Source organism: Rhodoferax sp. (assembly GCF_023700745.1).
In the GTDB taxonomy this organism is placed as follows: Bacteria; Pseudomonadota; Gammaproteobacteria; order Burkholderiales; family Burkholderiaceae_C; genus Rhodoferax.
Genome location: NZ_JAMPYG010000020.1, coordinates 1 through 21,320 on the forward strand (window position 1 = coordinate 1; position 21,320 = coordinate 21,320).

Genomic DNA, 21,320 nt, shown 5'->3' on the forward strand with positions numbered 1-21,320 from the left:
CACATCAACCAGTACTCCAGCCACCACACCGATGCCATCCTGACGCGTGACCACATGCACGCGCAACAGTTCCTGCGCGAAGTCGATTCGGCCAGTGTGATGGTCAACACCAGCACCCGCTTTGCCGATGGTTTTGAATATGGCCTGGGAGCCGAGATCGGTATCAGCACCGACAAGTTTCATGCCCGCGGCCCGGTCGGCATCGAGGGGCTGACCTCGCTCAAATACGTGGTGCTGGGCGAAGGCGAGGTGCGTCGCTAAGCAACAGCTTAGCCCGGACTGGTGCACTTGAGGCCCTGGCGCCACCGCTTAAAATCAAAGCCCACACAATGCAAGGTCTCCTATGGTCCCGCACCTGATCACCGCCCTGACGGGCCCCATCAACGAACTGGAGCAGCGCGTACTGGACTCCATGCCGGCCATCGAACGCTGGTTCAGGCTGGAATGGATGGAGCACACCCCGCCGTTTTACAGCGCGGTGGACGTGCGCAACGCCGGCTTCAAGTTGGCGCCTGTGGACACCAACCTGTACCCTCGTGGCTGGAACAACCTGACCACCGAGATGCTGCCCCTGGCTGTGCAGGCGGCCATGGCCGCCATCGAGAAAATTTGCCCGGAAGCGCGCAACCTGCTGATGATCCCGGAAAACGGTCAGCCCAGCAGCTTCTACCTGGCTAACCTGGCCCAGTTACAGCGCATTTTCAATATGGCAGGCCTCAATGTGCGACTCGGTTCGATTGACCCGGCCGTCAAGAAAAACATCACATTCGAGCTGCAGAACGGCGACCATGTCACGCTGGAGCCGGTCATTCGCAACAAGCGCCGCCTCGGCCTGAAAGATTTTGACCCCTGCACCATTTTGCTCAACAACGACCTGAGCGCCGGGGCGCCGGGCATCCTGGAAGAGATCTACGAGCAATACCTGCTGCCACCACTGCACGCAGGTTGGACCACCCGGCGCAAGAGCACCCATTTCAAATGCTACGAAGAGGTATCCAAGCGCCTCGGGAAACTGCTGGGGGTTGACCCCTGGTTGATCCACCCGCTGTTTGACCGCTGCGAAAACCTCACCCTGGGCCAGGACAGCGGGTTCGATGCCCTGCAAACCCAGGTCGACAGCGTGCTGACCCGCGTCAAACGCAAATACAAAGAATACGGCATCAAGGAAAAGCCCTTTGTGGTGGTGAAATCCGACCACGGTGCCCATGAGCTGGGCATCGTCACCGTGCGTGATGCCAAGGACCTGCAGACACTGCAAGAACGCATCCAGACCCTGAACAAGGGCCGCAAATCACCCATCCTGCCGCATGACTTCATGGTGCAGGAAGGCGTTCTGACACAGGAACGCGTCAACGATGCCGTGGCCGAACCGGTGGTCTACATGATGGACCGTTACGTGGTGGGCGGCTTTTACCGGATTCATGCCGGTCGCGGCATCGACGAAAACCTCAACGCACCCGGTGCCGGTTTCGTGCCGCTGGCTTTTGAGCACAGCGCCCAATTGCCCCAGCCTGGTGTCAAACCGGGTGCCAGTGTGCCGAATCGCTTTTACATGTACGGTGTAGTGGGGCGACTGGCCATGCTGGCCGCCAGTTATGAGCTTGAGGCCACCGACCCCGACGCACAGGATTTCGAATAGACGGCGTTTTTGACGCAAAATAGCGGCCCATCATGACACGGAGCCCGGCGGCCTGACGCCTCCGGCTAACTATTTGGCAACATCTCAATCGTCGCTGCGCGCCCTCACCCTGGGTGCCATTGGTGTGGTCTATGGCGACATCGGCACCAGTGTGCTTTACGCCGTCAAGGAAGTTTTCGGTTCGGGCCATGTCCCCTTTACCACCGACAACGTGATGGGCATCCTGTCGATCTTCTTCTGGACGCTGACCGTCATCATTTCGCTGAAATATGTCACTCTGGTGCTGCGCGCCGACAACAATGGCGAAGGCGGCCTGGTGGCCATGCTGGCGCTGGCCTCGCAGTCGGTCAAAGACAAACCCCGCCTGCGCAAACTGCTCCTGCTGGTGGGTATTTTTGGCACCTGCCTGTTTTATGGCGACGGTGTCATCACACCGGCCATCTCGGTGCTTTCTGCCGTTGAGGGCCTGGAGGTGGTGTCGCCTACCTTCAAAAAAGCCGTGATCCCCCTTACGCTGGTCATTTTGTTTGGCTTGTTTGCCGTGCAAAAACGCGGTACCGCCGACATCGGCAAGTTTTTTGGCCCGATCACGCTGACCTGGTTTGCCTGTCTTGCCGTGCTGGGCCTATCGCACATCGTGCACAACCCCGAGATCCTGTTTGCACTCAGCCCGCATTACGCGCTGGCTTTCATGTGGGCCAATCCGCTCACCACGTTCATCATTTTGGGCGCGGTGGTGCTGTGTGTCACCGGCGGCGAAGCGCTATACGCCGACATGGGGCACTTTGGCAAAAAGCCGATACGCCTGGCCTGGTTCCTCATTGTCATGCCGTGCCTGACCCTGAACTATTTTGGTCAGGGTGCCTTGTTGCTGAGCAACCCGGCTGCCGTTAAAAACCCGTTCTACATGATGGCACCCGCCTGGGCCCTGATTCCGCTAGTTATGCTGGCCACGATGGCCACGGTGATTGCCTCGCAAGCGCTGATAACGGGGGCGTTTTCTGTCACCAAACAGGTGGTTCTGTTGGGCTATTTACCGCGCTTTCAGGTGTGGCACACCAACGTCAGGGAAACCGGCCAAATCTACATGCCGTTTGTCAATTGGGGCCTGTTTGTGCTGATTGTGCTGGCGGTGCTGTTGTTCAAGTCGTCCAGCAATCTGGCCGCCGCCTATGGCATTGCCGTGACACTGGACATGCTGATCACCACCGTATTGACGTTTTTTGTTATTCGCTACGCCTGGCATTACCCGCTGGTGCTGTGCCTGGCTGCCACCAGCGTCTTTTTTGTGGTCGATCTGGCCTTTTTCAGCTCCAACCTGCTCAAACTCACCGATGGCGGCTGGTTTCCCCTGCTGATTGCAGCAGGGGTATTCACGGTGATGATCACCTGGAAGGATGGCCGCCGTCTGCTGAACAAGAAACTGGCCACCGATGCCATTGATCTGAGCAGCTTTCTGGAAGCGGTATTTGTCAGTCCACCCACCCGCGTCGCAGGCACAGCCGTGTTTTTGACGGCAGCGCCCGGCACCGTGCCCAACGCCATGTTGCACAACCTCAAGCACAACAAGGTGCTGCATGAGGTCAACCTGTTCATCACCGTGGTGAACCATGAAGTGCCCTGGATCGGGATGGACAAGCGCCTGAGCATTGAAGCGCTGGGGCACGATTGCTGGCAGGTGGTGGTGAACTATGGTTTCAAGAACGACCCTGATTTGCCGCGTGCGCTACAGTTGATGAAAGGTCGTGGGTTCGAGCTTGAACCGATGAGCACCAGCTATTTCCTCAGCCGCGACACCATTGCACCCACGCTGGGCAGCGGCATGGCCCCGTGGCGGGAGAAGCTGTTTGCCCAGATGCACCTGAATGCCAGTGGCGCAGCCAATTTCCTCAAGTTGCCCAGCAACTCGGTGGTCGAGCTGGGTAGCAAAATTGAAATTTGAAACCTGATACTTTGCGGGACAGACCAAGATTTGCGCAGCAAATTGGCTCTGTCCTCAACCAATCGTGGATTTTGCGGGACAGGTCTTTAGCCCTGTCCCCAACTGATTAAGGATGTTCCTGGATGAACCTATTATTTGTTGCCGACCCGCTGGAATCTTTCAAGATTTACAAGGACACCACTTTCGCCATGATGCGCGAGGCGCAGGCCCGTGGTCACAAAATCAGCGCCTGCGAGCCCAAAGACATCATGTGGCAGCGCGGCGCGGCCGTGACCGCCGCAGTGCGCGACATCACGCTCACCGGTGATCCGGTGCACTGGTTCAGCGCCGCGCAGCACCAGCCCGGCGGGCAAAGGCAAGCCCTCATGGATTTCGACGCGGTGGTGATGCGCAAGGACCCCCCCTTCGACAGCGAATTTTTCTACGCCACCCATCTGCTGGAACAGGCCGAGCGCGAGGGGGCCAGGGTGTTCAACAAGCCCAGCGCCTTGCGTGACCACCCGGAAAAACTGGCCATCATGGAATGGCCCCAGTTCATTGGCCCGACCCTGGTCACGCGCGACCCGCAGGACATCCGCCGTTTTCATGCCGAGCACCAGGACATCATCCTGAAACCGCTCGACGGCATGGGCGGCACGGGTATTTTCCGGGTCAGGGAAGACGGGCTGAACCTGGGCGCCATCATCGAGACACTCAACCAGGACGGCTCCCAAACCGTGATGGTGCAAAAATTTCTGCCCGCCATTTCCGAAGGTGACAAACGCATTCTGGTCATTGGTGGTCAGCCCGTGCCCTATTGCCTGGCGCGCATTCCGCAAGGTGGCGAAGTGCGCGGCAACCTGGCGGTGGGCGGCAAAGGCGTGGCGCAGCCCTTGAGCACGCGTGACCGGGCCATTGCCGAGGCCATTGGCCCGGTGCTGGCCGAGCGCGGCTTGTTGCTGATGGGGCTGGACGTGATTGGCGATAGCCTGACCGAGATCAACGTCACCAGCCCGACCTGTTTCCAGGAAATTGCCGACCAGACCGGTTTTGACGTGGCCGCCATGTTTGTCCAGGCACTCGAAGCAGCCGTGGCAAAGCCTCTTTGACCTGGGGGAAGACATCGACGCCCGAGGTATATTGGCGCCATGAACCCCAACCCTCCGCACCACCGCTCAGACCTCGTCCGCATTGCCACCCTCGCGATGGCCGAGCGCGGGCTTGAACCTGAATTTACGGCGCGTGTCGAACGCGAATTGGCAACCATCACCGGGCCCGGTCACGAAACCGGGCCGGATATCCACGACCTGACGGCGCTGCTGTGGTGCTCCATTGACAATGAGGATTCGCGCGATCTGGATCAGCTCACGGTTTGCGAGCCGCTGGAGCAGGGCGTGATCAGACTGTGGGTGGCGATTGCCGATGTGGACGTGCTGGTCAAAAAAGGCAGCGCCATTGATGAGCACGCACTGACCAACACAACCTCGGTCTACACCTCGGCCCGCATTTTTCCGATGCTGCCCGAGCGCCTGTCCACCGACCTGACCTCGCTCAACTTCGCCGAGGATCGGCTGGCACTGGTGACCGAGATGGTTTTCAACGCGGACGCCTCGCTGGCGGGCGCCACGGTGTACCGCGCTCGGGTGCGCAACCAGGCCCAACTGGACTATGACGCGGTCAGCGCCTGGCTTGACGGTGACGCAGCCCTGCCAGCCGCAGCGGCGGCGGTGCCAGGCATGGAAGCGCAACTTCGCACGCAGGACGACCTGGCCCAGCGCTTGCGGGTACGCCGGCGGGCCGAAGGCGCGCTGGAACTGGAAACGTTCCAGCCACGCGCTGTGTTTGACGGCGAGCAGGTGGTTGATATCCGCCAGCAGGTGCAAAACCGCGCGCGGCAGCTGATCGAGGAAGTGATGATTGCCACCAACGGCTGCACCGCGCGTTACCTGGCCGGGCGGGGCGGCACCTCGTTACGGCGCGTGGTACGTTCACCCGAACGCTGGCAGCGCATTGTGGCTATGGCTGAAGAATACGGCGAGACCCTGCCAACCGAGCCCGATTCCAAGGCACTGGAGGCTTTTCTGGCCAAACGCCGCCTGGCCGATCCGCTGCGTTTTCCTGACCTGTCGCTGGTCATCGTGCGGCTCATGGGCTCGGGCGAGTACGTGGTGGAGACGCCGGGTGGGCCGCCCACCGGCCACTTTGGCCTGGCCGTGCGGGACTACACCCACTCCACGGCACCCAATCGGCGCTTCCCCGACCTGATTACCTCGCGTCTGCTCAAGGCGGCGCTGGCCGACCAGGCACCGCCTTACTCGAACGCTGAACTGGCTGACCTGGCCCTGCACTGCACTCGCCAGGAAGATGCCGCCCAGAAAGTCGAACGGCGCATGCGCAAGTCAGAGGCGGCGCTGTTGCTGGAGTCGCACCTCGGCCAGCGCTACGACGCGATCGTGACCGGCAGTACCACCGATGGCATTTGGGTCCGGATTTTCACGCCACCGGCCGAAGGCAAGCTGGTGCGCGGCAAGACCAGCCTCAAGGTGGGCGACAAAGTCCATGTCAAACTGGTGGCTACCGACGTGGAACGTGGTTTTATTGACTTCGCGACGATCGATTGATCACGCTGTCGCACGCCACCCGTCTGAAGACAACCAGGAACAGGGTGTCCTTGTGGCTCGGGTGCCACAGCCCAACTGGGTATGATTCGCCCCTTCGCGAAAGTTGTCCCTGATGTCTTCCCCCTCCCCCACCACCGGCCTGAATCAGGCCCAGCAAGAAGCCGTGAACTTCATGCACGGTCCCTGCCTGGTGCTGGCGGGCGCCGGTTCGGGCAAAACCCGGGTCATCACGCACAAGATCGGCCAACTCATCAAGTCGGGCGTAGCGGCCAAAAACATCTTTGCCATCACCTTCACCAACAAGGCCGCTGCCGAAATGCGCGAACGTGCGCGCGGCCTGATTGGCAAGGCCGCCAAGGACGCGGTGATTTGCACCTTTCATGCCTTGGGCGTGCGCCTGCTGCGCGAGGACGGCACGGCGCTGGGCCTGAAACCGCAATTTTCGATTCTGGACAGCGACGACGTCACCAGCATCCTGAAAGACGCTGGCGGTAGCGTCGATGCGGCCACGGCGCGCCAATGGCAATGGACCATCAGCCTGTGGAAAAACCAGGGGCTCAATGCCGCGGCGGCCGCAGCCCAGGCCAGCAACGACAGCGAGCGCATCATCGCCCGCGTGATGGCGCATTACGAGGAACGGCTCACGGCTTACCAGAGCGTGGACTTTGACGACCTGATCAGCCTGCCGCTGAAGTTGCTGCAAAACCACGACCATGTGCGGCAAAAATGGCAAAAGCAGGTGGGGCACATCCTGGTGGACGAATACCAGGACACCAACGCCACCCAATACGAGCTGCTGAAGCTGCTGGTGGGCGGCAAGGACCCGGCGCAGGCGCGGTTTACCGCGGTGGGCGACGACGACCAGTCCATTTACGGCTGGCGCGGCGCCACGCTGGACAACCTCAAAAAACTGCCGGTCGATTTTCCGGCGCTGAAAGTCATCAAGCTGGAGCAGAACTACCGTTCCACCAGCGCCATTTTGCGGGCCGCCAACAACGTCATTGGCCCCAACCCCAAGCTCTACCCCAAAAACCTGTGGAGCGACCTGGGCGAGGGTGAACCGGTGCGGGTGGTCGATGCCGACACCGAGGAACACGAGGCTGAACGCACCGTGGCGCGCATCCAATCTTTGCGCGCCAGCGGCCTGAACCAGGCCGGACCGCAGTTCAAGGAATTCCGCGACTTTGCCGTTTTGTACCGTGCCAACCACCAGGCCAAAGCCTTCGAGAAAGCGCTGCGCAAGGCGGCAATTCCGTACAAGGTGTCGGGCGGCACCAGCTTTTTTGACCGCGCCGAGATCAAGGACCTGTGCGCCTGGTTCCGCTTGTGGATCAACAGCAACGACGACCCGGCGTTTTTGCGCGCTGTGACCACACCCAAGCGCGGCATCGGCCACCAGACCCTAGCGCACCTGGGCGACTTTGCCAGCAAATACCGGGTCAGCATGTTCGAAGCGCTGTTTTCCAGCAGTCTGGGGTCCGTCATTTCGGGCAAGGCACTGGGCAGCCTGCACGAGTTTGGCCGCGAGATCAACGACCTTGAATTCCGCGCCCGCCACACGCTGGGTGCCGAAGCCGCCAAAACATTCTTGCTCGACTGGCTGAAGGCGATTGGTTTTGAGAAATACCTCTACGATGGCGAAGACAGCGAGAAAGTGGCTGCCGCGCGCTGGAGCAACGTGCTGGACTTTTGCGACTGGATGAGCGGGCGCTGCGGCGGCCAGATTGACGATGCGGCCGGCGTCAGCACGGCAGACGAGCGCAAGTCGCTGCTCGAAGTGGCGCAAACCGTGTCGCTGCTGTCGACCATCAGCGAGCGCGAGGCCGACCAGAACGTGGTCACGCTGTCGACCCTGCACGCTGCCAAAGGATTGGAGTGGCCGCATGTGATGCTGGTCGGCGTGACCGAGGGCATGCTGCCATTCAAGCTGCGCGACAACCCCGACGAGGCACCCGCCAGCAACGCATCAAGCGCGCTGCGCGCTGCCGCGCAAGAAGCCGCCAGCGCCACCCTGACCACCCACCTGCAGGAAGAACGCCGCCTGATGTATGTGGGTATCACCCGCGCCCAGCGCAGCCTGGCAGTGAGCTGGACGCGCAAACGCAAAAAAGGCCGCGAGATGGTGGCCGCCCAGCCCAGCCGTTTTATTGCCGAAATGGGGCTGGACCAGAATACGGTGAAAGAAGACCCGCGCGCAAAGCTCAAGGCCCTGCGCGCCGAGTTTGCGCAAAAGGCACTGGACAGCGCTGCGGCGCGGGCTTTGGTCAAATAGGCGCAACAGGCCAGGGCCAAACGACAAGAAAGGAAGCATTCCATTGAAAACCGTCATCACGAGCCAGCCGTACCCAGCCCGATACCACACACGGTCCTTGAACAAAGACTTCGTCACTGCGAACGACATGCGGCGATCCAGGAGCATGTTTTCTGTTTTATTGTTTGTTGCATCCTGCGCAACCTCCCATGGGGCTAATGCCCAAAATGCACTGCCCACCTCAGCAAGCGCCAATGCACTGGGCTGGCAGCAGTGCAGCACCTTGCACCAGGATGCCGGAGCACGCCTGGCGTGTTTTGACCAATGGGCGGCCGCCCAGCAGCAGGCGGCTCCCGTCACGCAAGCCGTGGCCGGGCCTGCTCCGGCACCGGCGCCAGCCCCCGTCGTCATCACCATGACGGCTCCGGAGGTCCACAACTGCAAAAACCCGAGATTCTCGGAACTGTCGCGCTTTTGGGAACTGGAAGCGGGCAGCGATTGCGGCACCTTTGGCATTCGCGGCTACAACCCTATCAGCCTGTCGTGGATCGGCTCGGACAGTGTGAACAAACAGCCCACCTCACCGTCACCAGACCATACGGCGGCCAGCGTCACCGGTTTTATCAATTCAGAAATGCGCATCGGACTGTCGGTGCGGACCAAGATTGCCAAGGGTCTGCTGACCCATAACCAGCCACTCATGCGTGACTCCCTGTGGTTTGGCTACTCACAGCAGTCCAACTGGCAACTCTTCAGTGGCGACCTGTCGCGTCCTTTCCGGACCACCGACCACGAGCCCGAACTGATCTACATCTTTCCGACCGATGCCCCCCTACCTTGGGGCTGGCGTCTGCGCTACAGCGGCATCAGCTTCAACCACCAGTCCAACGGTCAGCCCCTGCCGCTGTCGCGCAGCTGGAACCGCACCATCTTGATGGCCGGCATGGAAAAAGGCCAGCAGTTCAACGTCGTTGGCAAACTTTGGTACCGCATGCCCGAGGAAGCGGCAGATGATGACAACCCCGACATCAGCGACCTGATCGGCCGGGCCGAAGTGGCAGGCTTCTGGAATGTCAACCCCGACAACACGCTCGGACTGACACTGCGCCATTCCCTGCGCGCCAACAGCAACGGCTCGTTCCGCCTGGAGTGGCTGCGCAAGCTGGGCGACAACGGTCAGACCGGCAACCGCAGCGGTCTGCGTTTTCACACCCAGTTGTTCAGTGGCTATGGTGACTCGCTGATCGACTACAACCGCCGGCGCACGGTGCTGAGCGTGGGCCTGAGCCTGGTGGATTGGTAAGCCCGCACCTACCTCACCAGCTGATTGAGCTGGATGATCGGCATCAGCACGGCCAGCACGATCAGCATCACCACCAGCCCCATGGCCACAATCAGCAGCGGCTCCAGCAGGGTGGCGAGCTGCAGGGCGCGGCGCTGCACTTCGGTGCCGAGTTGTTTGGCCGCGCGCTGCAGCATCAGCGGCAGCGTGCCGGTTTGCTCGCCCAGACGCGCAAACATGGCCAGCAAGCCCGGAAAGCGCTTTTTTTGCGCCAGCGCGGAAGCCAGCGGCGCGCCTTCGCGCACCAGCACCAGGGCGTCGAGCGCGTCGCTGCGCATGGCCCGGTTGGACAGGGTCTGGGCGGCGGCCTGCAAGGCTTTCAGGATGGGCACGCCCGCTGCGGCCAGCATGGCCAGGGTACTGGCAAAACGTGCCGAGTTGTAGCTGCGTGACATCTTGCCCAGGATCGGCAGATTCAGCCAGGCGGCGTCAAACTTTTCACGGAAGCTGGCTTTGGCCAGGGCCAGCCGCATGGCGAAACCGCCTCCGGCCAGCGCCAGCAACAGCAGCCAGCCGTAGCTGCGCAGGAAGGCGCTGGTATTGATCATGATCACGGTCAGCAGGGGCAGCGCACGCTTGCTGCCAGCAAACACATTGGCCACCTGCGGCACCACGTAGGTCACCAGAAACAGCACGATGACGATCGCCACCAGCGACACGATGGCCGGGTACAACGCCGCGCCAATCAGCTTGGCTTTGAGCGCGTGCTGCTCCTCCAGATCGTCGGCCAGGCGCTCCAGCACCAGCCCGAGGTTGCCGCTTTGCTCGCCGGCGCCGATCACGGCCACAAAAATATCCGAGAACTCGCGCGGATGCTGCGCCAGCGCCTTGGCAAATGGCGCGCCGCCATTGACCTCGGCGCGCAAGGTGGCCACCAGTTCGCGCTCGGGTGCTTTTTCGGCCTCGTCCGACAGCGATGCGAGAGCACGCTCCAGCGTCAACCCCGACGACACCAGGCCGGCGAGTTGACGCGTCCAGATGGCCAGTGCCGTGGCACCGAAGACGCGTCGATAAGACCGGCCCACGCCACCCGTGTTGGCCTTTTCGGCGGCACCCGCCTGGGCACTGACGGGCTCCACCTTGAGCGGCACCAGCGCCTGGGCGCGCAACAGGCTGCGCGCGGCCTTGGCCGAGTCCGCGTCGATCACACCCTTGCGGGTGTCGCCAGCAGCGCTGATGGCTTCAAAAGAATAAACGGGCATGGCGTGTCTCTGGCTTCGTGGGCCTAGTCGCGCGTGACGCGCAGCAACTCTTCGCGCGAGGTGATGCCTTCACGCACCAGACGTTCGCCATCTTCGCGCATCAGCACCATGCCAGAGGCAATCGCCGCAGCGCGGATATCGGCCTCGGCGGCCTGGCTGTGGATCTGGGCGCGAATGGCATCGTCGGTGACCAGCAGTTCAAACACACCGCTGCGGCCGCTGTAACCGGTTTGGCCGCAATTTGAACAACCGACAGGATGGAAATTGGGGTCAGAGCCCGAGTTTTGCGTCGCAAAATCGGAATCCGACCCCAATTTAGTGACCTGCTTGCAATGCGGGCAGAGTTTGCGCACCAGGCGCTGGGCCAGCACGCCCAGCAGGCTGGAGCTGAGCAAAAATGGCTCGACGCCCATGTCGGTCAGGCGCGTCACGGCACTGGCGGCGTCGTTGGTGTGCAGCGTGGCCAGCACCAGGTGGCCGGTGAGCGAGGCCTGGATCGCGATCTGTGCAGTCTCGAAGTCGCGGATTTCACCGATCATGATCACGTCGGGGTCCTGTCGCAAAATGGCGCGCAGGGCTTTGGCAAAGGTCAGGTCAATCTTGGCGTTGACCTGGGTCTGGCCGACACCGGCCAGCTCGTACTCGATCGGGTCTTCCACCGTCATGATGTTGTTGCTGCCTGAGTCCAGCCGCTGCAGCGCGGCGTAGAGCGTGGTGGTCTTGCCCGAGCCGGTGGGGCCGGTCACCAGCACAATGCCGTGCGGCTGCGTCACCAGTTGCTCAAAGCGGCGCAACACTTCACCTTGCATGCCCAGGGCTTCCAGGCTCAGGCGACCTTCGGATTTGTCGAGCAAGCGCAACACGGCGCGCTCGCCATGGGCACTGGGCAGGGTGGACACGCGCACATCCACGGCACGGGTGCCGATGCGCAGGCTGATACGGCCGTCTTGCGGCAGGCGACGCTCGGCAATGTCGAGCTCGGCCATGATTTTCAGGCGTGAGATCAGCGCCGCATGCAGCGCCCGGTTGGGCTGCACCACCTCGCGCAGCGTGCCATCGACGCGAAAGCGCACGCTGGAATGGCGCTCGTAGGGTTCGATATGGATGTCGCTGGCGCCGTCGCGCGCGGCCTGCGTCAACAGCGCGTTGAGCATGCGGATGATGGGCGCATCGTCCGAGGTTTCCAGCAGGTCTTCAATGGCCGGCAGCTCCTGCATCATGCGCGACAGGTCGGCGTCGCTTTCGACCTCGCTGACCACCGCGGCAGCGCTCGACTCGCCCTGGGCGTAGGCGGCGCTGATGCGCTGGATCAGCGCCGCAGCGGTGTGCGTCTGCAATTGGCTGTGCGGGTATTTGCGCAGCACCTCGCCGACGGCGCTGGGTGCAGACGCCGGATGCACCAGCAGGGTGCAGGCGCCCGCGTCTTCTTCCAGCAACAGCTGGTGGGTTCTGGCAAAGGCATAAGGCAGTGGGTAACGCATGGGCCGGCTCGTTTGCTATGGCTTATTGTGCAGGTGCGCCCAGCGGGGCTGGTGTGCTGCCCGCAGCCGCCTTGACTGGCGCGGGTGGCAACAGCGGGGCCTCGTTGATGGGCACCAGGCTGCTCGGCTTGGGCTGGGCCGTTTGCAGGCCGGCACGCATCAGGTCATAACGGTCCAGCGACAACTGGTCGGTCGCCTGTGCATCGCGCACCACCACCGGGCGCAAAAACACCATCAGGTTGGTTTTTTTGCGGTTGCGGGCCTCGCTCTTGAACAGGTTGCCGAACAAGGGCACATCGCCCAGGCCGGGTACTTTTTCCTCGTTGCCCGAGTATTCGTCCTGCAGCAAGCCGCCCAGCACCACAATGGCGCCGTCTTCCACCAGCACATTGGATTCGATGGTGCGCTTGTTGGTGGTCGGGCCGTTGGGTGCGTTGACGCTGGAGGCCAGCACATTGGAGACTTCCTGGTAAATCGCCAGCTTGACGGTGCCGTTTTCGCTGATTTGCGGCTTGACCTTGAGCGTCAGGCCGACATCCTTGCGCTCGATGGTCTGAAACGGGTTGACCGAGCCGTTGTTGCTGCCGGTATTGGTGAACTGGCCGGTGACAAAAGGCACATTCTGGCCAATCACGATTTTGGCCTCCTCGTTGTCGAGCGTCAGCAAGTTGGGCGTGGAAAGCACATTGCCGCTGCCAGAGTCTTCCAGGAATCGGGCCAGGAAACCGAGCACATACACCCCGTTGGTTTGCTGCACTGCGCCAAAATTGAGCCCGCGTGGCGGCGCCACCGTCCCGGTTGCGCCGGCGGTGGCCAGGTTGATGATGTTCTTGCCGCCAGTGCCAAAGTTGCTGCCCAGCAGGCCAATCACACCGTCACCGGCCTTGCCCAATGGGCCCTGCCACTGGATGCCGAATTCAGCCGCCCGGTCGGCGCTGACCTCGGCAATCAGGCTCTCGACGAACACCTGGGCGCGTCGGCCATCGAGCTTGTCGATGACCGCGCGCAATTGCCGGTATTGCGGCTCGGGTGCCGTGATGATGAGCGAATTGGTGGCCACATCGGCCTGGATCTGGCCACCGGTGGTGGCCTGCGCGACCGCAGCTCCCCCCGCCGCGCCGGGTGCCGTTGCGGCCACCGTTGCCGGTGCGACAGTAGCGCCCCCCCCGCTGATGGCCGCACGCAGGGTGGCCGCCATTTTGGTGGCGTCGGCATTTTTCAGATAGACCACATGGATGTTGCCGGCCATGCCGTTGCTGCCACCTGCTTCAGGCTGATCCAGCCGCGCCACCAGCGAACGCGCCAGCGCCAGTTGCGCGCCGTTGGCGGCACGCAGGATCAGGGCGTTGGCGCGGGGCTCGGCAATCAGCGTGGTTTTGAACGAGGTGTCGGCCTGGCCCGCCGGGGCACCCGAGGCATTCGACCCCAGCAGCCTGAGTACGAGCGGCGCCAGATCAGAGGCAATGGCGTGTTGTAACGCAATCACCTCGACATCGGTGGCGTTGGCCGTGTCCATGGCGGCAATGATGCGCCCCATGCGACGCAGGTTGTCGGCGTAGTCGGTGATCACCAGCGAGTTGCTGCCCGGATTGGCGTTGATGGTGTTGTTGGGGCTGATCAGGGGCCGCAGCACCGGCACCAGGTTGTTGGCCGACTCAAAATTGAGCTTGAAGATTTGCGTGGCAATCTGGTTGCCCGAGGGCAGGCGGCCTTCTTCGCCGTCGAGCGTGCTCACGCCGGCGCTTTGCAGCTTGGCATCGGCCTCGGGCACCACCTTGTACAGGCCGTCGGCCTCCACCAGGGTGAAGCCCTGCAGGCGCAGCGCCGCCACAAACTGGCCCATGGCCGCCGCAGGGCTCACCGGTTTACCTGTCACCAGGGAGATCGTTCCCTTGACGCGCGGGTCCACCACCACATTGCGTCCGGTGATGCTGGCAAAGGTGCGCGCCACCGCATCGATCTCGGCGTTGTTGAAGTTCAGGGTCACCGGATCGCCCGGCCGGCCACTGGTCTGCGCCATGGCATTGGGGGCGAGCATCGCCAGGGTCATGGCCAACAGGCTACCCGCCGCAAGGGCGTAAACAGGATGAGGGGATTTGACAGAGTTCGATTTGGTCATGCTGGTTCAACCCACTTTGATGATGGAACGTGCACCATTGCGCCGTCCGATAAGATTCAGAAGATTCGACAGAGCCGCCTGGTGTTCCGGTGCGGCACTGGCCTCGCCATTAAAACGCAGTTGCCCGCCCACCCACTGCCCGCTGCCCGACATTTGCAGGCTACCCTGCAGCGTCGTCAACGCCAGTTTGACCGGCGTGCCGCCGGTCAAACTGAAGCGGTAGCTGCCCATGGGGCGCAGTGTCGACAGGTGCGATGACAGGTTCATGGCGTCGAGTTGCGCCGCACCCGTCATGACCAGCCGCCCCGCTGCCCAGGCCAACATCAGGCCCTGCGTGCTCAGTTGCAGCTCGCCCTGCGGCTGGATGGTGTTCCAGGGAGTACCCAAGCCCGCCAGCAGCCAGGCCGGCCACTGCGACTGGGCATCTGACAGCTTGACTTGCAGGCCATTCCAGCGTGGCTGAACGCGCATGGACCATGCTTGCTGCATGCAGCACCCGGCGTTGAGTTGCACGTTGGCGCCACCCAGCGCGGGCGTCAAAACCCAGTCCAGCCGGCCCGGCAACATGGCCACAGCCGGACTGCCCTGGCCACCCGTGAGCGTGACACGGGCCGATCCCGCCCAGACCGTGCCGCGAGCTTCCATCAACAGCACCTGGCCGCCACTGGCCTGCCGGACCAGCGACGACAGCCAGCGTGCCGGGGCAAAAAGCACCATGCTCAGCGTCAGACCCAGCAGCGCACCTGCCAGCGCCCAGCGCCAGGGGGTGTTGCCTTGCCTGTGCGTCACAGCCGCGCACCCAGGCTCAGCTGCAGCGTGCCATCCCAGCTGCCGGCCGGGTTGCGCACCAGGTGCGCTTCCAGTGGTGCGGTGTGGGCGTTTTGCCTGGCCGTGGCGAGCCACTGTGCCAGGGCGCTGGCAGGGACCGCCTTGAGCGTGACCGTGACACGATCGGCTTGCACCATCATTTGCGCGCCTGTTCCGAGTGGTTTCAGGGCGGCTTCCAGCGCCTGGCGGGTCGCGTCGACCGAGAGCACGGGTTGCGCCTGCAGGGCTTTGGCCTGGGCTTGCAAACGCTGCATGTATTGCAGTTGGGCATCCAGTGCCTGATGCTGCGCCGGTGCCGCCTTGAGCACCGTCAACGCCGGTGCCAGCGCCAGCCACCACAACAGGGCCAGACTGACCAAGACGCCGGCCAGCAGTACCAGACGCTGTTCACGCGGCGACACGCTGCGCCAGTGGTTTTTTAATTGCGTCAAGAAGTTCATGGTGTCGGCCCCGGTTGAATCACCCACTGCGTGCCATCCCAGCGGGCAGCCAGGCCCTGCTGCTTGAGCGCCAGGGCCAGCCGTGCCTGCTCTGCAGCGGAAACGGCCGGCGCTTTGACACGCAATTCCTGCGCTTGGTAGTCAATCGCCGTCAATGTTTGTGCGCCGGGTAGCTGAGCACCCAACGAGGCCAGCATGGCTTCCATGTCGGTGCTTGCTGCGGCACCACTGGCACGCTGCAAAACGGCCACTTCGCGTGCCATTTGCAGCGGCGCATCGACCACCACCGGTATTTTGGGGAAGGTGCTGCCCAGCACCGCGCGCACGGCCTGGCGTTTGCCCTGCAGCGCCATTTGCTCGCGCAAGGCCCAGGCATTCAAACCCACCAGATTGACCAGCACCAGCGCCAGCAGGGCCAGGCGCGCCGCGCGCCATGGCGGGGCATGCAGCAAACTTTTGACGCCCTGCGCCAGTTGCGCCCAAGCCCGGTCACGATTGGCGTTGACCAGGTCAAACTGGGCCAGATCCCAGGAGGTTTGCGCCGCCTGCAGCAGCCGCTGGGACCGCTGTTGCAAAGTGACCGGGCGCTTGAAAAGGCTTTCTGCCTGCGCAGCCACGGCCGGTTCGGCCACCACGGCCGGCAGCACCCCTTCAGCCGTTGGTTCACCCAGCCAGTTCACTGCGGTGACGGAGAGCGGGCACGACAACATACGCCCGCCCACCAGGACCGGTTGCTGTTCATCCCCCACCACGTAGAGCGTCTGCGTCAATGCCTCGGGGGTGAACTCGGGCACGATGCGGCCAGCCGCCAAACCGGCCTGGGCCAGGGCCTGCAAATGGGCATGAAGCCAGGCCCGGTCACAGGCCACCACCCACACCGGCACCTCGGCCACCGGCTGGGGCTGCAGCGCCAGGTGCAACTGCGCCGGTTCGTCAAGCAGCCGGTCTTCCAGCAAGCCATCCAGGATGGCGCGCAGGCGGCTGGCACCCCGCTCAGCGCTCAGGCCACGCGCCAGACTACCTTTGGGCAGGGTCACCTGATGCCAGGACAGGGCGGACATGGGCAGCAGCACAACCACCTCGGTCTGACGATCCGGGGGCAGCGGCAACAAGGACAGCGGCACACTGGCGGAGCGGGTCTCTGCGCTGCCGTCGGTGCTCAGCACGTAGTCATACAACACAGTGGCGTCGGCGCTGGCCGCAGGCAGGGAAATGATGAAAGAGATCATGGTGCGCAGTTTCGGATCATTGTAAGAGTGGCGAGCGCCCCTGGACGACTTCACGCGTGCGGCTCAGGATTTTTACCTCCATGCCATCGCGTTGCAGCACCGAGGTTTCCTGCAGCGTGGCCTGACCCACCCGGAGCTGCCCGGTCACGCTGAAAAAACGGCTGGACACGGCATGCAGCCCGGCATCCAGTTTGATCCCGGCATCACCGACGCGTTTCTCCGCATCGGTCAGGGTAGTCAGGTGTTGGATGTCGCGTGCGGCCTCCAGGGACCGCGCCTGTGCCATGGCCAGCCTGGGAATGCAGGCCATCAGCACCTCTGGCGTTGCCGTATTGAGATTGACCGGGGTGCGCGCCGGCAGCAGCGTCACAAACGGTTGCAAGACCTGCAGGGTGGCTGGCGACAAGCCCAGCCAGACCAGATCAGCAACCACCTGCGGACGCAAGGGGGCGCGCGCCGCAGCCTCCTTGTCGGTACCCGGGGCATACGCCAGCAGCAGCTGCTGCGACAAGGTCAGCAACTCGGCCTCAGGCAGGTTCAATTGTTTGAATAAGCGCGCCCAGGCCGCCAGACTGGGCTCATGCAGTTTGCCGTTGTCCATCAGGTTGCTCACATTCAGGCGCGCCTGCAGGTCCTGCATGTTGCCGGCCAGAAAAGCATCCTGCACGCCATCGGCATCATCACCGACCAGCGCCTCGCCACGTTCGGCAGCCAAAAAAGTGGTCAGGCGCGCCGGCGCCAGCGCCACCGCCCAGGGCTCGGACAGGTAGTCGGGGCCACCCTGGCGCGCGTCTTCACGCAAAATCAAACGCGCCCAATCGAGGGCACCGGACAGGATCCAGGTCGCCTGCACGCGGGTGCGCTGGGCTGATTCGACCTCGATGGCGCGCCATTGCTGCCACAGCATGGCGGACGCCAGCGTCGCCACCAGCACCACGGTGAGCATGGCGGTCAGAATGGCCGCACCGCGTTGCGCCCTCATTTGCCGCCCCCCATCGCGCCGCGCACCCAGTCGCGCGTCAGCGTGCCATGGATGGCCTGGCCAGGTGCCAGGGTCAACACCAGCCGCACCCCATCGGGCACCGCGGCCAGGACGCCCGTGGCGGTGGGCGGCGGCACGGGCGCTTCAGCGGCGGCGCTCGCGCCACTGGCCGCACCGACGGCGGTCGCACTGTCGGCGCTGGACAGCGGGTTGCTCCAGGCGTTGCCGCGGTAATAAAAAATCTGCCACTGGTCGAGCGCCACCGTGCGCACCTCGCGCACCAGGTCGTCGTCACTGGGCGTTTGCGCCCAGACCTGCGCTTTTTGCCAGGCCAGCGCCAGTTCGCTACGCGTCAGCAAGGGCGGCGACTGCCAGCGCAGCCACAGGCCCTGGCCGGCCTCGCTGCGCCGGGCCCAAGCCACCACGCGCAAGCCTTCACCCGGCCCCGCACTGCTGCGCCGAACGATGCGCAGCGCCCGGCCGTCCCAGTCCAGGCTGGGGGTATCGGGCTGCTCGGCCATGGCCTCCAGGTCGGCACCCCATTGCGCCAGCGTGGCCTGCAGCGCCAGCACGTCATCGGACTGCTGTTGCAAGCGGGTTTGCGCGCGGCTGACACCGTCCAGGCCGCGCCAGCTCAACACCGTCATCAAGGCCATCAGGCTGATCGCGACCAACAATTCAATCAGGGTGAAGCCCCGGCAACCCGTGGCGCGCCGCATCAGTAGCGCCCCACCACGGTGGTCAGGCGCCAGATCGGCGTCTCGCCGTCCAGCACCCGGGCGTCAACGCGCCTGAAATTGGGGTTGGGCGTGGGGCGCACCCCCAGCGCCACCGTCAGGCTGCGCCCGGCCTGCTCGCAAGCCACCGTGCTGTCGCCGACATCGGGCATCTGTTTGAGCAGGCGGATCCTGACCAGCTCGTTTTCAGCGCACAACTGCGCCAGCACCATGTCCGACTGGCGCTGCGCATGCTGGGTCAGCGCTGCTGTGGCCTGCAGACCCGCCATCAGGGCAATGGCCACAATGGCCAGCGCCACCAGCACTTCGACCAGGGTGAAGCCACGGGCCAAACGACTCACGGTACCCCCGCCTGTGCCGAGAACGGCCGCACGCCGTCGGTCGCCAGCCGCACACTTTTGGCGGGCTCGCTACGTGAGTACAGCGTCACACCCTGCGGCTCAATGATGGGATCGGGGCCCAATAAGACGGTGCCGGACTCGACTGGCACCAGGGATTGCCGCGCTGCGCCCGCCATGACGGGCCTATCCACACTGGCCGAGGTGTCCGCATCCAGCCAGGCTTGCGGCAAATCGTCCTCTGGCAGCTCGGACAGCGGCAGCCCCTCAAACTGGAATCCCTGCGTTGTCACCCGCCAGCGCACGGGCACACCACTGACCTGCGCGCGCGCGCGCGCCGACTCGAACAAGGCCGACAGGCGCAGCGCTTCACGCTCCAGTTGGGTTTGGGTGCCGTCACGCATGGCAAAACCTACGCCGACAGAGGCCATGGCCACAATCGCCAGCACCACCAGCAACTCCAGCAAAGTAAAGCCGGGCGCAGGTCGGGGGCGACGGCGTGGCAACTCAGGGCTGCCAGCTGCCGATATCTGCATTGCGGCCTTCGCCACCTGACTGGCCATCGGCGCCATACGACATCACATCGACTTCACCCTTGATACCCGGGTTCAGATAAACATAAGACTGCCCCCAGGGGTCTTGCGGCAGCTTGTCAAGGTAGTTTTTCCAGTTGGCGGGGACCGGGGTCGTGGTGGGTTTGACCAACAGCGCCTGCAAGCCCTGCTCGGCGCTGGGGTAGCGCTGGTTGTCGAGGCGGTAAAGTTTGAGGGCCTGCATCAGGTTGGCGACATCGGTTTTGGCGGCGGTGACGCGCGCATCGTCGGCGCGGTCAAGCACATTGGGCACGATCAGGGCCGCAAGCACACCAATGATGAGCAACACCACCATCAACTCAATCAGGGTAAAGCCGCGCTGGAGGCTGCGCAAAAACAGGGACGATTTTTTGTTCATGGGGCCGATGTTGCCATTTAAAAATGACGTGCAAGCTGCGTTAAGACAAATTTAGCCAGAAAAAACGCGGGCTGTGGGCCTGATCGCACACCGGGTTCACACCACCCGCTCCAGAATCAGCACGGCAAAAAAGCCAAACGCCGACAGCAAGGCCCATTTCAGCACCAGCCAGCCATAACGTTTGAAACGCGGATCCCCAGTGGCGGCATAAAACGCAAAGGACACCAGGGCGCCCAACAGCATCAACAAAACCAGCCAGCGAAACAGCAGCATGGTCAGCCGCTCCTACCAGGCGCGCGCCAGTTGGGCAAAGCCGGTCGGCGCCAGCTTTTCGTTCTCGAACGTCACCACATCCCAGGCCTCGCGGTGGTTCAGCAACTCGCGCAACAGCAGGTTGTTGAGCGCATGGCCAGATCGAAACGCGCTGTAGCTGGCCAGCAGCGGTTTGCCCAGCAGGTACAGATCGCCCATGGCATCGAGGATTTTGTGTTTGACAAACTCGTCGTCATAACGCAGGCCACCGGCATTGAGCACCTTGTAGTCGTCCATCACGATGGCGTTGTCCAGACCGCCACCCAGGGCCAGGCCATTGGCGCGCATCATCTCCACGTCTTTGGTAAAGCCAAAGGTGCGGGCGCGGGCAATGTCTTTGGAATACGAGCCGGTGCTCATGTCAAACAGCACACGCTGGCCGGTGGCGTCCACCGCCGGATGGCTGAAGTCGATCTCGAAACTGAGCCGGTAACCATGGTAGGGCTCGAGCCGCGCCCACTTGACGTTGTCACCCTCGCCCTGGCGCACTTCCACCGGCGACAGCAGGCGAACGAAGCGTTTCGGCGCGTTTTGCAATTCAATGCCGGCGCTTTGCAACAAAAACACAAACGATGCCGCCGAGCCATCCAGGATCGGCACTTCTTCGGCGGTGATGTCCACATAAAGATTGTCCACACCCAGACCGGCACAAGCCGACATCAGGTGCTCGACCGTGTGCACCTTGGCATTGCCGGTGGAAATGGTGGACGCCATGCGGGTGTCGGTGACAGCCAGCGCCGACACCGGAATATCCACCGGCTCGGGCAGGTCCACACGACGGAACACAATGCCGCTGTCAGGCGGCGCCGGGCGCAAGGTGATTTCCACCCGCTGGCCGCTGTGCAGCCCCATGCCCACGGCGCGCGTCAAGGTTTTGAGGGTTCGTTGTTTCAGCACGACTTGATTTTACTTTTCCCGGCCGCCATG

At 63.1% G+C, this 21,320-nt stretch carries 19 protein-coding genes and 1 pseudogene; 7 read left to right on the forward strand and 13 right to left on the reverse strand.

What is annotated here, in order from left to right; translation table 11 throughout:
* The 7 genes and pseudogenes from NDJ10_RS13475 to NDJ10_RS13505 all read left to right on the forward strand — a co-directional run.
* A pseudogene (locus tag NDJ10_RS13475) lies at positions 1-261 on the forward strand (gamma-glutamyl-phosphate reductase); the annotation flags it as partial.
* Between the two features lie 82 nt (positions 262-343).
* On the forward strand, positions 344-1,639 hold the full coding sequence (gene gshA, locus NDJ10_RS13480) for a glutamate--cysteine ligase (protein WP_296163144.1): 1,296 nt from the start codon (positions 344-346) through the stop codon (positions 1,637-1,639).
* A gap of 73 nt (positions 1,640-1,712) precedes the next feature.
* Positions 1,713-3,581, forward strand: coding sequence for a potassium transporter Kup (locus tag NDJ10_RS13485; protein ID WP_296163146.1), 1,869 nt, complete (start codon positions 1,713-1,715; stop codon positions 3,579-3,581).
* Positions 3,582-3,703: 122 nt separating this feature from the next.
* A complete protein-coding gene (gshB, locus tag NDJ10_RS13490) occupies positions 3,704-4,669 on the forward strand; it encodes a glutathione synthase (RefSeq protein ID WP_296163148.1) in 966 nt (321 codons plus the stop codon).
* 39 nt (positions 4,670-4,708) lie between these two features.
* Positions 4,709-6,181, forward strand: a complete 1,473-nt coding sequence (locus NDJ10_RS13495; RefSeq protein WP_296163150.1) for an RNB domain-containing ribonuclease — start codon at positions 4,709-4,711, stop codon at positions 6,179-6,181.
* A gap of 112 nt (positions 6,182-6,293) precedes the next feature.
* On the forward strand, positions 6,294-8,453 hold the full coding sequence (locus NDJ10_RS13500) for a UvrD-helicase domain-containing protein (protein WP_296163152.1): 2,160 nt from the start codon (positions 6,294-6,296) through the stop codon (positions 8,451-8,453).
* Between the two features lie 145 nt (positions 8,454-8,598).
* On the forward strand, positions 8,599-9,735 hold the full coding sequence (locus NDJ10_RS13505; protein WP_296163154.1) for a phospholipase A: 1,137 nt from the start codon (positions 8,599-8,601) through the stop codon (positions 9,733-9,735).
* 8 nt (positions 9,736-9,743) lie between these two features.
* Here NDJ10_RS13505 and gspF read toward each other — a convergent pair whose 3' ends face one another.
* From gspF to lpxC, 13 genes are all read right to left on the reverse strand, one after another.
* The gene (gene gspF, locus NDJ10_RS13510) at positions 9,744-10,976 is read right to left on the reverse strand and encodes a type II secretion system inner membrane protein GspF (RefSeq protein WP_296163156.1); all 1,233 of its coding nucleotides are present in this window, start codon (positions 10,974-10,976) and stop codon (positions 9,744-9,746) included.
* A gap of 23 nt (positions 10,977-10,999) precedes the next feature.
* The gene (gspE, locus tag NDJ10_RS13515) at positions 11,000-12,457 is read right to left on the reverse strand and encodes a type II secretion system ATPase GspE (protein WP_296163159.1); all 1,458 of its coding nucleotides are present in this window, start codon (positions 12,455-12,457) and stop codon (positions 11,000-11,002) included.
* A 22-nt stretch (positions 12,458-12,479) separates the two neighbouring features.
* Positions 12,480-14,507, reverse strand: coding sequence for a type II secretion system secretin GspD (gspD, locus tag NDJ10_RS13520; protein WP_296163222.1), 2,028 nt, complete (start codon positions 14,505-14,507; stop codon positions 12,480-12,482).
* 75 nt (positions 14,508-14,582) lie between these two features.
* Positions 14,583-15,365 carry a type II secretion system protein N gene (gene gspN / locus NDJ10_RS13525; protein ID WP_296163161.1) on the reverse strand — a complete coding sequence of 261 codons (783 nt, stop codon included), beginning with the start codon at positions 15,363-15,365 and terminating at the stop codon, positions 14,583-14,585.
* A complete protein-coding gene (gspM, locus tag NDJ10_RS13530) occupies positions 15,362-15,844 on the reverse strand; it encodes a type II secretion system protein GspM (RefSeq protein ID WP_296163163.1) in 483 nt (160 codons plus the stop codon). The genes gspN and gspM overlap by 4 nt, the downstream gene beginning before the upstream one ends.
* The gene (gene gspL / locus NDJ10_RS13535) at positions 15,841-17,073 is read right to left on the reverse strand and encodes a type II secretion system protein GspL (protein WP_296163166.1); all 1,233 of its coding nucleotides are present in this window, start codon (positions 17,071-17,073) and stop codon (positions 15,841-15,843) included. Before gspL ends, gspM begins: the two co-directional genes overlap by 4 nt.
* Positions 17,074-17,089: 16 nt before the next feature.
* Complete coding sequence (gspK, locus tag NDJ10_RS13540; protein WP_296163169.1) at positions 17,090-18,055, reverse strand: type II secretion system minor pseudopilin GspK; 966 nt, start codon at positions 18,053-18,055, stop codon at positions 17,090-17,092.
* On the reverse strand, positions 18,052-18,774 hold the full coding sequence (locus NDJ10_RS13545) for a prepilin-type N-terminal cleavage/methylation domain-containing protein (RefSeq protein ID WP_296163172.1): 723 nt from the start codon (positions 18,772-18,774) through the stop codon (positions 18,052-18,054). Before NDJ10_RS13545 ends, gspK begins: the two co-directional genes overlap by 4 nt.
* Complete coding sequence (gspI, locus tag NDJ10_RS13550; protein WP_296163174.1) at positions 18,774-19,133, reverse strand: type II secretion system minor pseudopilin GspI; 360 nt, start codon at positions 19,131-19,133, stop codon at positions 18,774-18,776. Before gspI ends, NDJ10_RS13545 begins: the two co-directional genes overlap by 1 nt.
* Positions 19,130-19,666, reverse strand: coding sequence for a prepilin-type N-terminal cleavage/methylation domain-containing protein (locus tag NDJ10_RS13555; protein ID WP_296163175.1), 537 nt, complete (start codon positions 19,664-19,666; stop codon positions 19,130-19,132). The genes gspI and NDJ10_RS13555 overlap by 4 nt, the downstream gene beginning before the upstream one ends.
* A complete protein-coding gene (gene gspG, locus NDJ10_RS13560) occupies positions 19,638-20,081 on the reverse strand; it encodes a type II secretion system major pseudopilin GspG (protein WP_296163177.1) in 444 nt (147 codons plus the stop codon). Before gspG ends, NDJ10_RS13555 begins: the two co-directional genes overlap by 29 nt.
* Before the next feature lie 96 nt (positions 20,082-20,177).
* Complete coding sequence (locus NDJ10_RS13565; RefSeq protein ID WP_296163179.1) at positions 20,178-20,354, reverse strand: hypothetical protein; 177 nt, start codon at positions 20,352-20,354, stop codon at positions 20,178-20,180.
* A gap of 12 nt (positions 20,355-20,366) precedes the next feature.
* Positions 20,367-21,290 carry a UDP-3-O-acyl-N-acetylglucosamine deacetylase gene (gene lpxC, locus NDJ10_RS13570; RefSeq protein WP_296163181.1) on the reverse strand — a complete coding sequence of 308 codons (924 nt, stop codon included), beginning with the start codon at positions 21,288-21,290 and terminating at the stop codon, positions 20,367-20,369.
* Positions 21,291-21,320 lie beyond the last annotated feature (30 nt).